The 16,862-nt window shown below is 76.6% G+C and carries 5 protein-coding genes; all 5 read left to right on the top strand.

Features of this window, described 5'->3' with window-relative positions:
- Positions 1 to 21: 21 nt before the first annotated feature.
- Positions 22 to 234, top strand: a complete 213-nt coding sequence (locus tag ACH4K1_RS26880; RefSeq protein ID WP_228989076.1) for an MbtH family NRPS accessory protein — start codon at positions 22 to 24, stop codon at positions 232 to 234.
- A complete protein-coding gene (locus ACH4K1_RS26875; RefSeq protein ID WP_398092152.1) occupies positions 231 to 1,214 on the top strand; it encodes an LLM class flavin-dependent oxidoreductase in 984 nt (327 codons plus the stop codon). The genes ACH4K1_RS26880 and ACH4K1_RS26875 overlap by 4 nt, the downstream gene beginning before the upstream one ends.
- A 227-nt stretch (positions 1,215 to 1,441) precedes the next feature.
- The gene (locus ACH4K1_RS26870; RefSeq protein WP_398092150.1) at positions 1,442 to 6,601 is read left to right on the top strand and encodes an amino acid adenylation domain-containing protein; all 5,160 of its coding nucleotides are present in this window, start codon (positions 1,442 to 1,444) and stop codon (positions 6,599 to 6,601) included.
- 71 nt (positions 6,602 to 6,672) lie between these two features.
- Entirely contained in the window at positions 6,673 to 10,053 is a 3,381-nt protein-coding gene (locus ACH4K1_RS26865; protein ID WP_398092149.1) for an amino acid adenylation domain-containing protein, read from the top strand.
- Positions 10,050 to 16,811: an amino acid adenylation domain-containing protein gene (locus tag ACH4K1_RS26860; protein ID WP_398092148.1), complete on the top strand. Its 6,762-nt coding sequence runs from the start codon at positions 10,050 to 10,052 to the stop codon at positions 16,809 to 16,811. Before ACH4K1_RS26865 ends, ACH4K1_RS26860 begins: the two co-directional genes overlap by 4 nt.
- Positions 16,812 to 16,862: the final 51 nt, after the last annotated feature.

Raw genomic sequence — 16,862 nt, 5'->3', positions numbered from 1 at the left:
AAACGAGGAAGGAACCGGCACATGTTCGACGATGACGACGACCGCGAGTACACCGTGGTGATCAACGGTGAGGAGCAGTACTCGATCTGGCCCGTGGGGCGCGAGGTCCCCGCCGGCTGGAGCGAGGTGGGCGTCACCGGGAGCAAGGACGTCTGCCTGGCCCACATCAAGGAGGTCTGGACCGACATGCGTCCCAAGAGCCTCCGCGACCGGATGAGCGCCCAGGCGTCATGACGGATGCCCAGCGCCCGGTTCCCACCGCCGGGATCGTGCTCGAAGGGCAGGACATCTCGGTGTCCGACCTCCTCGACCGGGCCCGGATGGCCGAGAAGGCCGGGGTCGACTCGGTGTGGATGGTCCAGCTGCCGACCCTCCGGGACAGCGCGAGCGTGCTCGCCGCCCTGGCGGTGTCGACCGAGACCGTCCGGCTCGCCGCGGGGGTCCTGCCGTACTACAGCCGCCCCCCGGTCGTGATGGCCCAGACGGCGGCGACCGTGGACGAGCTGTCCGGCGGGCGGTTCCGCCTGGCGGTGGGCACCGGCCACCGCATGATCGCCGAGTGGAGCCTCGGCCGGCAGCCCGGACCGCCGGCCGACGAGATGCGGGAGTACCTGGGAGCGGTCCGCGGGCTGCTCCACGACGGCGAGGTCAACACGGAGGGCGGCTACTTCCGCGCGCACTCCGTGTACAGCTCGCCCCGCCGGGGCGACCAGCCGGTGTACCTGGGGGCGTTCGGCCCCCGGATGTGCCGGCTGGCCGGAGAGCTCGCCGACGGGATCGTGCTGTGGATGTGCACCCCGCAGTACGTCCGGGACGTGGCCCTGCCGCAGGTCCGCGCCGGGCTCCGGCAGGCGGGCCGCGACCCGGAGGGCTTCCCGGTCACGGTGATGATCCCCGGCATGGTCTCCGACGACCTGGCGGCCGACCGGGAGATCCTCCGCACGTACCTGTCGACGTACGCGCGGGTGCCGAACTACCGGCGGATGTACGAGGCGAGCGGCTTCGCCGACGAGGTGCACAGCGGACGCATCGGGGACGGCCTGCTCGACGGCGTCGGCGTGGTCGGCGACGAGGACGCGGTCAGGGCCGGTATCGCCCGCTACCACGCGGCCGGCGCCACCGAGGTCGTCCTCACCCCGATGGCCGGCGCGCACTACGACGCCGCGCTGCTGCGACGCACGGCGGAGGCGGTGGCGGCGGCGGGGGCCGGCTGACCCGGGCCGCCCCGGCGGGGGCGGCGCCCGGCCGGGGCGGCGCCGCCGCCCCGGCACCCGCTCGTCCGGATTCCGGCCGCCCGGATCCCGGTCGTGCCCTGAGTCCTGTCGGTCCGTCGCCCCGTCGGTCCGTCGCCCCGTAGGTCCGTCGCCCTGTAGGTCCGTCACCCGTCGGTCCGTCGTCCCGCTGGTCCGGAGAACCGCTCCGGCCCCGAACGGAGGTAGTTGTGGCTGAGCCCGCTGGCATCCCGTGCACCCTGTCCGCCCTCGTCGACCGGCAGACCGGGCTGACCCCGGCCGCGCCCGCCGTACGGGTGGGCGACCTGTCCCTGACGTACGCCGAGCTCGACGCCGGGGCGAAGCGGCTGGCCGGCCGGCTGGTCGCCGCGGGCGTCGGCCCCGGCGACGTCGTGGGGGTGCACACCGGGCGGGGCCTGCCGCTCCTGGTGGCGGTCCTCGGGGCGCTCAAGGCGGGCGCGGCCTTCCTCGCCCTGCCGCGCGGCCTGCCGCGGGCCCGGCTGACCGGCCAGGTCGAGGACGCCCGCGCCACCGCGGTGGTGACGGTGCCGGAGCTGCGACCGGGGTTGACCGGGCTCCCGTGCCCGGTCCTGCTGGTGGACGGCCCGGACCCCGACGGCGCGTCCGCCGACGGGCAGGGGCCCGCCCTCGCGGCGCCGGACCCGCGGAGCGCCGCGTACATCCTCTACACCTCGGGTTCCACCGGCACGCCCAAGGGCGTCGTGGTGGAGCACCGCGCCGCCGCCGAGCACGTCCTCGCCATGGCCGACCGGATCGGCGTCCGGGCGGGCGACGGGGTGCTGCAGATGGCGGGCGAGGCGTTCGACGTCGCCGTGGAGCAGATCTTCACGGCCCTGGCCACGGGCGCCACGGTGGTGCTGCGCGGCGACGAGCCGTGGGGACCCGCCGAACTCCGCGCCGAGCTGGCCCGGGGCCCGGTCACCGTCGCGGACCTGCCCACCGCGCTCTTCGCCGAGCTGGCGGGCGGCCCGGACGCGCGCGAACTGCCCTCGGTCTTCGCCGGGGTGCGCACCGTGCTCGTCGGCGGCGAAGCGCTCGCGCCGGCCGCGCTGAGCCGGTGGCGGGCCGCGTTCGCCGCGGTCGGCGGCGGACCCGGGGTGATCAACGCCTACGGACCGACCGAGTCCGTGATGACGGCGCTGACCAGTGCCGACCTGGCGGGCGGTGGAGCCTCCGGGGCGGTCCCGGTGGGCACGGTCGTCGGCCCCCGCACCGCCCTGCTGCTGGACGCCGGGCTGGCCCCGGCCCGCCCCGGCGCGGAGGGCGAGCTGTACGTGGGCGGCACGGCCCTGGCCCGCGGCTACCTCGGCCGGCCCGACCTGACGGCGGAGCGCTTCGTACCGGACCCCTTCGGCGCGCCGGGCGCGCGGATGTACCGCACCGGCGACCGGATGACCGCCGCGCCGGACGGCGAACTGACCTTCCTGGGACGGGTGGACAACCAGCTCAAGGTGCGCGGTTTCCGGATCGAACCGGGCGAGGTCGAGGCGGCGCTGGCCGCCCACCCGGCGATCGGCCAGGCCGCCGTGGCCGCCCACGGCGACCGCCTCGTCGGCTACCTCGTCTCCGCGGAGCCGGGCTCCCGGCTGCCGGTCGCCGCGATCAGGGACTGGCTCGGCGACCGGCTGCCGCAGTGGATGGTGCCCGCCGCCTGGACCTGGCTCGACCGGCTGCCCGTCACCTCCGGCGGCAAGATCGACCGGTCGGCGCTGCCCCCGGTCGAGACCGACCGGGCCGATGCCGGCAGCCGCTACGAAGCGGCCCGCGACGAGGTCCAGAGCACGCTGTGCGCGGTGTGGTCCCGGGTGCTGAACGTGCCCGAGGTCGGCATCCACGACGACTTCTTCGAGCTGGGCGGCACCTCGCTGCTCGCCGCCCGCGCGCTCGCCGACATCCGCACCGAACTCGCCGCCGACCTGCCGCTGAGCGCGCTGTTCGCCTCGCCCACGCCGCTGGGGCTGAGCGCCGCCCTGGACGCCCGTGCCGACGGCGCCCCGGTCCTGCCGCCGGTCACACCCCGGGCCCGGCCCACCGGCGCGGACGGCGAGTCCGGCACGGTCACCGCGCCGATCTCCCTGATGCAGCGTCAGGTCTGGGTGGTGGAACAGCTGTCGGCGGACAGCTCCGCCTACAACGCGCCGACCACCCTGCGGCTGCACGGCCCGCTCGACCTGGCCCTGCTGGAGCGCACCCTCGGCGAGATCGTGCGCCGCCACGAGATCTTCCGCACCACCGTCGAACTGCGCGACGGCGAACCGGTCCAGGTGATCCACCCGCCCTACCCCGTGCGGGTGCCGCTGGTGGACCTGCGGTCCGAGACCGACCCGGAGGCCGCCGCCGAGGAGGTCGTACGCGCCGACATCGGCGAGCGGTTCGACATCGGGCGGCTTCCGCTGATCCGCTGGACCGCGCTGCGGCTCGCCGAGCAGAGCTACGAACTGGTCCTGGTCGAGCACCACCTCGTCCACGACGGCTGGTCCTTCGCCCTGCTGGTGAAGGAACTCGGGCAGATCTACACCGCGTTGGCGGAGGGCGGCGAGCTGCCGCCCGACCCCGCCGTCCAGTACCGGGACTTCGCCCACTGGCAGCACGAGGCGGTGAACGGCCCCGCGATGCGCGCCCAGTCGGCCTACTGGCGCGACCAGCTCTCCGGAGCGCCGGCCGCGCTGGAACTGGCCCACGACGGTGCGCGCTCCCCGCACGACGACACCCGGGGCTCGGTCCACCGCGTGGAACTCCCCGCCGCTCTCTGCGAACGGCTGCGGGCGTTCAGCCGGGAGAGCGGGGTGACCCTCTTCATCACGATGCTCGCCGGATACGCCGCCCTGCTGCACCGCTACAGCGGCCAGGACGAGGTGTGCGTCGGATCGGCCTTCGGCAACCGGGGGGTTCCGGGGACCGCCGACGTGATCGGCATGTTCGTCAACCCGGTGGCCCTGCGCTGCCCGGTACGGCCGCCCGGCGGCGGGGGAGCGAGCTTCACCGACCTCGTGGAGCGCACCCGCGCGGTCGTCCTGGCCGCCCAGGCCAACCAGGAACTGCCCTTCGTCGAGCTGGTCAGGGAGCTGGACCCGCCGCGCACACCGGGACGCAACCCGGTGTTCCAGGCGATGCTCAACTTCGACGACTCCCCGCTGCCCGAACTGCGGCTCGGCCCCGTCGCGGGCAGCTACCTCGAACGCAACAACGGCACCGCCAAGCTGGACCTCTCGGTGCTGGTGGTGCCCCGCGCCGAACGCCAGCTCGGCACCGACCGGGCCGAGCGCGACCGCCGGATCACCCTCATCTGGGAGTACCGCACGGACCTGTTCGACCCGAACACCGTCGAGGCCCTCGCCCGGGGGTACCAGGAGCTGCTGGAGGCCGCGCTCGGCTCGCCGGACGGCCCGGTCACCGAGCTGCCCGCCGGGCGGCCCGCGACCCCGGCCGCCCTGCCCGAGCCCCTCGACGCCCCGCCCGCCGACGTGGTCGAGCTGTTCGCCGGGGCCGTGGCCCGCAACCCCGGGGCGACGGCGGTGACCCTGCCCTCCGGCGGCTCCCTCACCTACCGGGAGCTGGACCGCAGGTCCCACCAGGTGGCCCGCATGCTCGTCGCACGCGGCATCGGCGCCGGCGACCTGGTGGCCCTCCGGCTGCCCCGCTCGCCCGACCTCGTCGTGGCGGTGCTCGGCGTCCTGAAGGCGGGGGCCGCCTACCTCCCGCTCGACGCGGGCAGCCCGGCCGCCCGCATCGCGGACATCCTGGCCGACGCGCGGCCCCGCCTGCTGATCGGACCCGCCGCCTCCGACCCCTCCTGCCGCCCCCCGGGGACCGGGGAGCGGGAAGAGGAGGACGCGGTCGACCAGGTGGCGATGGACTCCCCGGAGATCACCGCGGCCCCCGACGACGACCCCGGCATCCGCCCCGACCCCGCCGAACTCGCCTACGTGATCTACACCTCCGGCTCCACCGGCCGCCCCAAGGGGGTCGCCGTCGCCCACCGGGGCCTGGCCGACAAGTACCGTGCCTGGCAGCGGGCGTACCGCCTCGACGAGACGGAGGCCGAACCCGCCGGACACCTCCAGATGGCCTCGCCCGCCTTCGACGTGTGCACCGGCGACATCTTCCGGGCGCTGCTCTCCGGCGGCCGGCTGGTGCTCTGCCCCGCCGAGACGCTGCTCGAACCCGACCGCCTGCTGGCCCTGCTGCGCGACGAGCGGATCGCCTACGCGGAGTTCCTCCCCTCGGTGCTGCGGCTGCTGGCCGACCACGCCGAACGCACCGGCCAACGGCTCCCGCGGGCCCGGCTGTTCGCGGTCGGCGGGGAGGCGTGGAGCGGCGCCGACCTGCGCCGCTTCCGCGCCGTGCTGCCGGAGTCCACCCGGCTGCTCAACGTCTACGGGGTCACCGAGGCCACCGTCGGCAGCACCTTCCACCAGCCGACCGGGGACGAACGGGGCGTGCTGCCCGTGGGCGGCCCGCTGCCGGGCGTGCGGGCCGTCGTGCTCGACGGCGCCGGCCGCCCGGCCGCCCCCGGCATGGCCGGCGAGATCTTCCTCGGCGGCACCGGGCTGGCCCGCGGCTACCACGCGGACCCGGCGCGCACCGCCTCCCGGTTCGTGCCCGACCCCGACCCCGGCCACCCCGGCGAACGCCTCTACGCCACCGGCGACCGGGCCCGCATGCGGCGCGACGGCGTCATCGAATACCTGGGACGGCGCGACCACCAGGTCAAGATCCGGGGCTTCCGGGTGGAGCCCGCCGAGGTCGAGGAGGCGCTGCGCGCGTGCCCCTCGGTCGCCGAGGCCGTGGTGGTGGCCAGGACCGGCCCCGAGGGCAACCGGCTCGTCGCCTACTGCACCCCCCCACCCGCCGAAGAGGCCCCGCCCCTCACCGTGGACACGGCACGGGACTGGCTGCGCGAACGGCTGCCCGGCTACCTGGTCCCCGCCGCCTTCACGGTCCTGGCCGAACTGCCCCGTACCACCAGCGGGAAGGCCGACCGGAACGCCCTGCCCGAGCCGCGGCCCACCGGGAGCGGCACGGAGGCGTCCCGCACCGCCCCCCGTGACGGGACCGAGCGGGCGGTGGCCGCGGTCTGGCAACGGGTGCTGGACGTCGCGGAGATCGGGGTGCACGACGACTTCTTCGACCTCGGCGGGCACTCCCTGCTGGCCGTCCGGCTGGTCGCCGCCCTGCGCGCCGAACTCGGCCTCGACCTCACCGTCCGCGACCTCATCGTCTGGGCCACCGTCGAGGCGGTCGCCGCCAAGGCCGGACGGGCCGGCGCCGCGGACGCCGTACCGCTGGCGCCCCGCACCCGCACGCGCATCGACCCGGCGCTGCTCGACCACGAGGAGCCGGTGTGACCGGCCCCGCCGACCACGGCACGAGCGGCCCGGCCGCACCCGGCGCCCCCCGACCGGCAGGAGAGAGCGGGATGAGTACGCAGCAGCAGCCGGCGGAGGTGGCGCCCGCCTCCGAGGAGCAGCGCCGCCTGCTCCTGCTGGAGCAGTTGGCCGAGGACACGGCGCTCTACAACGTGCACTTCGCCTTCCGCTGGCACGGCGAGGTGTCGGCGGACGCCCTGGGCTCGGCGCTCACCGCCGTGACCGCGCGGCACGAGGTGCTGCGCACCGCCTTCCGGCCGGTCGGCGGCGTACCGCACCAGATCATCGCCGCCGACCCGACCGTCGCGCCGGAGCTCTCCGACCGCCGGGACGTCGCGGAACCGGACCGGGCGGAGGAAGCCCTCAGGCTGGCCGCCGAGCACGCCCGCGCCCCCTTCGACCTGGCGCGCGGCCCGCTGCTCCGTGCCGCCCTGGTCTCCTTCGCGGACACCGACCACGCCTTCCTGCTGACGCTGCACCACACCGTCTTCGACGGCTGGTCCGCCGGGGTGCTCTTCGACGAGCTGACCGAGGCGTACGCCGCCGCCGTCGAGGGCCGGGCGCCGCGCCTGGAGCCGCTGCCGCTGCAGTACGCGGACTTCGGCGCCTGGCAGGACGACCTCCTCGCCTCCGGGGCCGGGGAGGAGCACGCCGCCCACTGGGAGCGGCGGCTCGCCGGCGCGCCCGCGATGCTGGAGATCCCGGCGGACCGCCCCCGCCCCGCCGCCCGGAGCTACCGCGGCGCCCTCGTGGAGCACGCGCTGCCCGCCGCCGCCGAGACGGCCGCGGCCGCCCTGTGCCGACGGCTGCGGCGCACCCGGTTCACCGTGCTCTGCGCAGCCTTCGCGGTCCTCCTCCACCGGCTGACCGGCGCCGACGACCTGGTGATCGGCACCGTCGACGCCGGTCGCGTCAGACCCGAACTGGAGCGGCTGATCGGCCTGTTCAGCAACACCCTCGCGCTGCGCGTCCCGGTGGACGGCGCCGGGACCTTCGAGGACCTCCTCGACACCGTCCACACCCGGGTGGCCGAGGCCCAGACCCACGCCGCACTGCCCTTCGCCCACGTCGTGCGCCGGGTCGACCCGGAGCGCGCCCACGGCCACAACCCGCTCTTCCAGGTGATGTTCGACGTCCAGCCCGGCGGCGCGGACCGGCTGCGGCTGCCCGGCGTGCGCAGCGAAGCGCTGCGGGTGCGGGACCGCCGGGTGGCGCTGTTCGACCTCTCGGTCTCCGTGGAGAGCGGCACGGAGGGGACGCGGCTGGTCGCCGAGTACGCCACCGACCTGTTCGAGCGGTCCACCGTGACCGGCTTCCTCCAGACGTACGCCACCCTGCTCACCGCCCTCGTCGAGGCCCCGCACCTGCCGGTCGGCGCCGTCCCCGCCGTCACCGGCCCCCGCCGCGCGGCGCTGCTCGCACGCCACGACCACACCGCGACGGCGCACCGGGCCCCCTCCACGACGCGGATGATCGCGGACCGGCTGCGGGCCGGGGGCGAGGCCCCCGCGATCGTGGCCGCCGACGGCTCGGTCGTCACCTGGCGCCGGCTCGACCACTGGACCGCCGCCGTCGCCTCCGCCCTGCGGGACGCGGGCGTCCGGCAGGGCGACTCCGTCGCCCTGCCCGTGCCGCGCTCGCCCGAGGCGGTGGCCGGCCTGCTCGGCGTGCTCCGGGCCGGTGCGAGCTATCTGCCGCTGGACCCCGCACAGCCCCGGGCGCGTACCGAGGCGATCCTCACCGCCGCCGCGCCCGCCGCCCTGCTGGCCGGCCACGCCACCCTGCGCCACCTCGCCGGGGCGCGGACCGGCGGCGCCGCCCCGGTCCCGCTGCCCCCGTGCCCCGGGCCGGCCGCACCCGTGACCGGCTCCCTCGACGACGAGGGCGCGCGGCCCGCCTGGCACCCCTGCGACCCCGGCGAACTGGCGTACACCCTGTTCACCTCCGGCTCCACCGGCGTCCCCAAGGGCGTCATGGTCACCCGGGGCGGGATCGACAACTACGTGGCCGCCGACCTGGCCGCCTACCGGCTCACCGCCGACGACCGGGTCCTGCTCTTCACCGACCTGGTCTTCGACGTGAGCGCGGAGGAACTGTTCCCCGCCCTCGCCGCCGGAGCGGCCCTGGTGCTGCGCACCGACCGCATGCTGGAGACCCCGGCGGACTTCTTCGCCGAGTGCGGGCGGCTCGGCGTCACCGTCACCCACCTGCCGACCGCCTGGTTCCACCAGCTCGCCGCCGAAGCGGTGGCCGGGGCCCGGCCGCCCGCCACGCTGCGGGCCATGGCCATCGGCGGCGAGGCGCCCGGCCTCGCCCAGGTCGCGGCCTGGCGCGCGGCCGTCCCCGGCATGCTGCTCACCAATGTGTACGGGCCGACCGAGGCCACCGTCGCCACGACGATCGCGACCCTGGCCGGCGGAACCGCGACGACGTACCCGGAGACCCGGATGCCGCTCGGCGAGACCATCGCCGGGGCCTCCTGCCACGTCCTGGACGCGCACCTGGAGCCGGTCGCCCCGGGCGGGGTCGGCGAACTGTGCATCGGCGGGGCCGGCCTCGCCCGGGGGTACCTCTCCGATCCGGTGCGCACCGCCCTCTCCTTCGTACCGCACCCGTTCGCGGCGGGCGAGCGGCTCTACCGCACCGGCGACCTCGTGCGCTGGGGCCCGGACGGCGAACTGGAGTTCCGCGGCCGCACCGACCGGCAGGTGAAGATCCGCGGCTACCGGGTGGAGCCCGGCGAGGTGGCGGCCGCCCTCCTCGGCTTCCCGGAGATCGCGGACGCGGTCGTCGTCCCGCACCCCGACCGGGCGAGCCTGGTGGCCTACCTGGTCGCGGCCAAGGACGCCGAACTCCCCTCCGACGAACGGCTCGTGGCCCGCCTGCGGGAGAGCCTCGCGCCGTACCTGGTGCCCTCCGCCTTCGTACCGCTGGCGGAGCTCCCGCTGTACGCCCACCACAAGGTCGACACGTCCGCGCTGCCGGCCCCGCCGCCGCGCCCGGGGATGGCGGCCGGCGCGGCCCCGGCGGGGGCCACGGAGCGGTCGGTCGCGGCGGCGTGGTGCGAGGTGCTGGAGATCCCGGAGGTCGGCCGCGACGACGACTTCTTCAAGCTCGGCGGCCACTCCCTGCTGGCCACCCGGGTGATCAGCAGGCTCCGCCGCGAGTTCGGCGCGGCGGTCCGGCTGCCGCTGCTGTTCGAGCGGCCGGTGCTCTCCGATTTCGCGGCGGCGCTCGACCGCGCCGCGGCGCGGGACACGGCCGGACCCGCGCTGGTTCCGGCGGCCGGCCGGGACACGGGCGTCCTCGCCCACCTGGGCTCCGGCCTGAGCGACGCCGAACTCGCCGCCCTCCTGGGCGTCGTGGAGGGGACGGCCCCGGAGCCGACGGCGCCGGGGCAGCAAGCACGTGCACGAGGGGGACGGGAATGACCGCGACACACGAGGGACCGATGGGACCGGCCGGGGGGCCGGACGCGGGGGAGGCCGGCGCGGACCGGCGGGACCTGCTGGCCAGGAGGCTGGCGGGGGCGGGAACCCGGCTCTGCCCGGTCTCCTCGGCACAGCGCCGCCTCTGGTTCGAGGACCAGCTCAAGCCCGGGCGCACCGACTACACCGTGGCCTGGCCGATGCGGCTGACCGGCGACCTGGACCCCGCGGCGCTGCACACCGCCCTGACCGCCCTGGCCGCCCGCCACGAGGTGCTGCGCACCCGGTTCGTCGCGGTGGACGGCGAGCCGGTGCAGGTGATCGGCCCGCCGGGAACGCTCGCCTGCCCCCTCACCGACCTCGCCGGCCTCCCCGCCGACGACCGTGCCGCCCGGATCCGCTCCCGGATCCGCGCCGCCGCCACCCGCCCGTTCGACCTGGCGGCCGGACCGCTGTTCGGAGCCGAACTGCTGCGGGAGGACGCCGCCTCGCACGTGCTGGTGCTGAGCGCCCACCACATCGTCTTCGACGGCTGGTCCTGGTCGGTGCTGCTGCGGGACCTCTCCACGCTGTACACGTCGGCCGTCCGCGGTGAGGCGCACCCGGACGCGGAACCGGCGCCGCTGCCGATCCAGTACGGCGACTACGCCGTGTGGGAGCGCGAACTGCTCGCCGGCGACACCCTCGCCCGCCACCTCGACCACTGGCGCACCCACCTGGCCGGCGCCCCGCAGAACGCCGGACTCCCGGCGGACCGCACACCCGGCCCCGGCGGGCGCTCCGGCGCGGGCGCCCGGTGCCCCGTGACGATCCCGCCCGGCCCGGCGGGCGCCCTGGCCGCCCTCTGCGCGGACGAGGGCGCGACCCCCTTCATGGGCGTGCTCGCCGCGATGGCGGTCGTCCTCGGCCGGTACGGCTCCACCGACGACGTCGTCGTCGGCACCCTCGCGGCCAACCGGTCGCAGCCCGAACTGGAGGAGCTGATCGGGTTCTTCGTGAACCCGCTGCCCCTGCGCGTCGGCCTCGCGGGCGACCCGAGCTTCCGCGAACTGCTCGCCCGCTGCCGCACCACCGCGCTCGGCGCCTTCGCCCACCAGGACCTGCCGTTCGACCGGCTGGTCGAGGAACTGGCCCCGCACCGGACCGCCGGGGCCACCCCCTGGATCCAGGCCGCGCTGGTGATGCAGAACGGCCCCGGCGAGCAGCGGACCCTGGGCGGGCTCGGTGTGGAGTCGCTGCCCGCCGTCGCCGACGACGAGCCGGGGACGGCGGCGTTCGACCTCTCGGTCCAGGTGGGCCCCGCGGCGGACGGCGGCCTCGAAGGGTTCGTCGAGTACGCCACCGACCTCTTCGCCCCCTCCACCGCCCAGCGGTTCGCCGGGCACGTGAAGCGGGTGCTGGAACAGGCGGTCGCCGACCCCGACCGGCCGGTCGGCGGCTACGCGCTGCTCACCGCGGAGGAGCACCTGGCGGCCCTGGCCGACGCGGGCGCCCCGGTGCGCGGCGACGCCTGCCTGCACGAACTGGTCGCGGCCCGGGCCGCCCGCACCCCGGACGCGATCGCGGTCAGCTGCGGCGAGGAGTCCCTCACCTACCGCGAACTGGACCTGGCCGCCGACCGCGTCGCCACCGTGCTGCGCGGACGCGGGGTGGGCGTGGAGGAGCTGGTGGGCGTCTGCGTGCCCCGCTCGGTGCGGTCGGTGACGGCGGTGCTCGGGGTGCTCAAGGCCGGCGCCGCGTACCTGCCCCTGGAGCCCGACAACCCCGCCGACCGGCTCGCGTACATGATCGAGGACTCGGGCGCCGCCACCGTCCTCGTCCAGGGCGACCTGCTCGACCGGCTGCCCGCCGGGCGGTTCACCCCCGTCCTGCTGGAGGACGCGCTCGCCACCGCCCCCGCCGACGCGCCCGCACCCACCGGCGTACGGGCCGACAACCTCGCCTACGTCATCTACACCTCGGGCTCCACCGGCCGCCCCAAGGGCGTCGCGGTGAGCCACCGGGCCGCGGTCACCCGCGTCCACGACCCCCGCTTCATCACGCTCGACGAGCACGACGTCATGCTGCACGCCCTCGCCCTGTCCTTCGACGTCTCGGTCCTGGAGGTGTTCGGCGCGCTGACCAACGGCCTCCGGCTGGCCGTCCTGCCCGACAAGGCGATGCCGGAGCGCGTCAGCGCCTTCATCGCCGAGGAGGGGGTGACCGTCTGCTGGCTGACGGCGGCCCTCTTCCACGCCGTGGTGGACACCGCGGGCGCCGGCCTCACCGGGCTGCGCACGCTGATCGCCGGCGGCGACCAGCTGTCGGCCCGGCACGTCGAGGACGCCCTCGCCCTGCTCGACGACCGGGCGGTCCTGGTCAACGGGTACGGACCGACCGAGGCCGCGATCTTCGCCAGCACCCACCCGATGCGTCCGCGGGACGGGGTCGAGGGGCGGATACCGATCGGCGCCCCGATCCCCGACACCGAACTCTTCGTGCTCGACGACGCGTTCCAGCTGCTGCCGCCCGGCATCCCCGGAGAGCTGTACATCGGCGGCGACTGCCTGGCCCGCGGCTACCTCGGCCGGCCCGAACTGACCGCCGAGCGCTTCCTGCCCCACCCGTACGGCGCCGGGGGAGCCCGGCTCTACCGCACCGGCGACCTGGTGCGCCGGGTGGGCGGGCTCCTGGAATTCCTCGGCCGCACCGACCACCAGGTGAAGGTCCGGGGCTTCCGGGTGGAGCTCGGCGAGATCGAGCAGGTGCTGCGCCGCCACCCCGCCGTGGGCGACGCGGTCGTCGTGGCCCGGCCCGACGACCTCGCCGAGCACACCCTCACCGGGTACGTCGAGGCGTCCGGCGGCGGCGCCCCGGACCCCGCCGAGCTGCTGGAGCACTGCCGCGCCGCCCTCCCCGGCTCCATGGTGCCCGCGCGGCTCCTCGTCCTGGACGCGCTGCCGCTCAACCCGAACGGCAAGGTGGACCGGGCGGCGCTGCCCGAGGCAGGCGGGGAGCGGCCCTCCCCGGCGGGCGCGTACGTCGCCCCGCGCGGCCCCGTCGAGGAGGCGGTCGCGGCCCTGTGGGCCGAGGTGCTCGGCCTGGAACGGGTGGGCGCGCACGACGACTTCTTCGCCCTGGGCGGCCACTCGCTGCTCGCCGGGCGGCTGCTCGCCCGCATCCGCCGCGCCTTCGGCGGCGACCTGTCGCTGGCCGCCTTCTTCGCGGGCCCCACGGTGGCCGGACTGGCCCGTGAACTCACCGACACCGCCGCCGACGCCCCCGGACCCGCCGACGCCTCCGGTGCGCCCGGCCCCTTCGGGACCACCGCGCCCGGCGGCCCCGCGCCCGCCGTCCGGTCCGTGCCGCGCGTCGCGGACCGCCCCGACCCGCTGCCCGCCTCGCTGGGCCAGCGCCGGCTGTGGTTCGCCCACCAACTGGCCCCGGAGAGCGTCGACTACACCATCGTGTGGCCGCTGCGGCTGCTCGGCGCGCTGGACCCCGAGGCCCTGCGCCGCGCCCTGACCGCCGTGGTGGCGCGGCACGAGGCGCTGCGCACCCGGTTCGGGAACGCGGCGGGGGAGCCCGTACAGCTCATCGACCCGCCGGGCGGCCCGTCCTGCCCGCTCACCGACCTCCGGGCCTTCCCCGGTGACGAGCGGCCCGCCGAGGTCGCCGAACGCATCGCGGCCGCCGGGCGGCGCCGCTTCGACCTGGCGGCCGACCCGCTGTTCAGGACCGAGCTGCTGCGGGTCGCCGACGAGGAGCACGTCCTGCTGATGACGGTGCACCACATCGTCTTCGACGGCTGGTCCTCCTCCGTCCTGCTGCGGGACCTCTCCGCGCTGTACGAGGCCGAGCTGCGCGCGGCCGACGGCGCCCCCGGCCTGCCCCCGCTCCCGCTCCAGTACGGCGACTTCGCGGTCTGGGAACGCGACCGGCTCTGCGGGGAGGCCCTGGAGAGCCAGCTGAAGTACTGGCGCACCGAGCTGGAGGGCGCGCCCGAACATCTCCGGCTGCCGGCGGACCACGTGCCCGCCGGAGCGGGCCGCTCCGGCGCCGGGGCCCGGCTCGACGTGTCCTTCCCCGCCCAGCGGGGGAGCGCCCTCTCCGCATTCTGCGCCAGGACCGGCGCGACCCCGTTCATGGGGCTGCTGGCGGCCGTCGCCGTCGTCCTCGGCCGGTACGGGGAGAGCGACGACGTCGTCGTCGGGACCTACTCGGCCAACCGCTCCCAGCCCGAACTGGAAGAGCTGGTCGGCTTCTTCGTCAACACCCTGGCCCTGCGCGTCGACCTCTCCGGCGACCCGGACTTCACCACCCTCGTGGACCGCTGCCGCACGGCGGCGCTCGGCGCCTTCGCCCACCAGGACGTGCCGTTCGACCGGGTGGTCGAGGAGCTGGCCCCGAGCCGCCGGGCGGGCACGACCCCGTACGCCCGGGTCGCGCTCGTCATGCAGAACGTCCCCGGCACCGCGGGAACGCTGGGCGGGCCGGGCGGGGCCGGAACGGTGCGCGTGGAGTCGCTGCCCGCGGAGACCACCTCCGCGACCTTCGAGCTCTCGCTCCACGTGTGGCCGGACGGCGACGGCGGATTCAGCGGCTACGTCGAGTACGCCACCGACGTGTTCGCGGAGCGGACCGCGGCACGGTTCGCCGACCACGTGCGCCGGGTCCTGGACCTGGCGCTGGCCGCACCGGACCGCCCGGTCGGCGAACACGGCCTGCTCACCCCGGTCGAGCACCACGAGCTGGTCACCGGGCAGGCGCGCCGCGAGGAGCGGTTCGAGAGCGGCGGCCTGGTCGAACGCTTCCTGCGCCGGGCCGCCCGCACCCCCGACGCCGTCGCCTTCGTCGCGGAGGGCGCCACCCTCGGCTACGCCGAGCTGGCGCGGGCGTCGGCGGTGCTCGCCCTGCGGCTGCGCGCGGCGGGCGTGGGGCCGGAGACCCCGGTCGGGGTGTGCCTGCCCCGGGGGCTGGCGCTGCCGGTCGCCGCACTCGCCGTCTGGCGGGCGGGCGGGGCGTACCTCCCGTTGGACCCCGGGACGCCCCCGGCCCGCATCGCCCGGCTGGTCGAGGACTCGGGTGCCCCCCTGGTCCTGACGGACGCGGCCGGCGCCGGTCTGCTGCCGCCCCGGGTGCGCCGGCTCGTCCTGGACGAGGGCGCGGATGCGGCGGACACGGACCCCGGCCGCGGCGACGCGCGGAACGGGACGCGGGGCGACGCGCTGGACGCGGCCCTGGAGGAGGCGCTGGACGGCGCGGCGGGCACCGCCCTGCCCGGCGCCGACCCCGACGCGCTGGCCGCGGTCATCTACACCTCCGGCTCCACGGGCGTGCCCAAGGGCGTCGCCCTCACCGGGCGCTCGCTGCTCAACCGGATCGACTGGATGGCCTCCGCCCAGCCCTTCGCCCCGGGCGAGGTCCTCTGCCAGAAGGGCCCGACCGGGTTCGTGGACGGGCTGTGGGAGCTGTTGGGCGGGCTGCTGCACGGCGTACCCACGGTGATCGCCCCGCCCGAGGCGAGCGCCGACCCCTACCTGCTGACCGAGCTGCTCGCCGAACACCGGGTGACCCGGCTGCTGGTCGTCCCCTCGCTGCTGCGCACGCTGCTGGAGATCCCCGGCCTGGACGCACGGCTCCCGGCGCTGACCCGGTGGGTGAGCTCCGGCGAGGAGCTGCCGCCCAGCCTCGTGCGGCTGTTCGACGAGCGGCTGCCGGGGCGCGAACTGGGCAACCTGTACGGCTCGTCGGAGGCGTGGGACGCCCTCTTCCGGCGCCCCGGGACCGAACTCGTCCCCGGCAGGGCCGTCCCGGTCGGAGACCCCGTCAGCAACGTCACCGCCTATCTGCTCGACGGCAACCTGCGGCCGGTGCCGACCGGCGTCGTCGGGGACCTCTACGTCGCGGGGGCGTGCCTGGCCCGCGGCTACCTGGGCCGCCCCGACCTGACGGCGGAGCGGTTCGTGCCCGATCCGTTCACGCCGGGCGGCGGCCGGCTCTACCGCACCGGCGACCGGGCCGTGCGCGGACTGGACGGCCAGCTCGAACTGGCCGGCCGCTCGGACCTCCAGCTGAAGATCCGCGGCATGCGGGTCGAGCCCGCCGAGGCCGAGCGGGCCCTGGCGGCGCTGCCGGGCGTCCGGCACGCGGTGGTCACCGGCTGGCAGCGGCCCGGCGGCCGCGGCGGCACCGAACTGGCCGCCTACCTCGTGGCGGAGGAGGGGGCCGTCGTCGACGAGCGGGCCCTGCGGGCGGAGCTGTCCCGCACCCTGCCCCGGCACCTGGTGCCCTCCGTGTTCACCGTCCTGGACGAGCTTCCGCTGAACACGAGCGGCAAGGCGGACCGGTCGGCCCTGCCGCCGCCGCGCCCCCGCGGCGACTCCGGCACGGCCGGGCAGCCCGGGGCCGGCACGGCGGCCGAGGGGGAGGAGGAGACCGTCACCGAGCGGATGCTGCGGACGATCTGGGCCGAACTGCTCGGCACCGAGGGCTTCGGCCCGCACGAGGACTTCTTCGACCTCGGCGGCCACAGCCTGCTCGCCATGCAGCTCGTGGACCGGGTCGCGGACTCGCTCGGCGTCCGCCTCGGCGTCCGTACGGTCTTCGAGAACGCGACGGTGCACCTGCTGAGCCGGCTGCTCACGCCGTCGCCGTCGCCGGCCCAGCCCGGACCGGCGGCGGCCGACGCGGCGGACAGCGGGCCGCGGACGGACGGGCCGGCGACCGCCGAGGAGGCGACGGCCGGAGCGCCGCCGCCGGACCCGCGGCAGGAGGGCTGATGCGCCCGGCCCCCGCCACCGCCCCGATTCCCCCCATCCATCCCCGCCACC

Source organism: Streptomyces sp. NPDC017448 (genome assembly GCF_044330565.1).
GTDB lineage: Bacteria > Actinomycetota > Actinomycetes > Streptomycetales > Streptomycetaceae > Streptomyces.
This window is presented reverse-complemented; position numbering and strand designations above follow the sequence as displayed.

Bases quoted from the DNA above. Each gene is read 5' to 3' on its own strand.
- ACH4K1_RS26880 (WP_228989076.1), top strand. From the start codon at position 22: ATGTTCGACGATGACGACGACCGCGAGTACACCGTGGTGATCAACGGT.
- ACH4K1_RS26875 (WP_398092152.1), top strand. From the start codon at position 231: ATGACGGATGCCCAGCGCCCGGTTCCCACCGCCGGGATCGTGCTCGAA.
- ACH4K1_RS26865 (WP_398092149.1), top strand. From the start codon at position 6,673: ATGAGTACGCAGCAGCAGCCGGCGGAGGTGGCGCCCGCCTCCGAGGAG.
- ACH4K1_RS26860 (WP_398092148.1), top strand. From the start codon at position 10,050: ATGACCGCGACACACGAGGGACCGATGGGACCGGCCGGGGGGCCGGAC.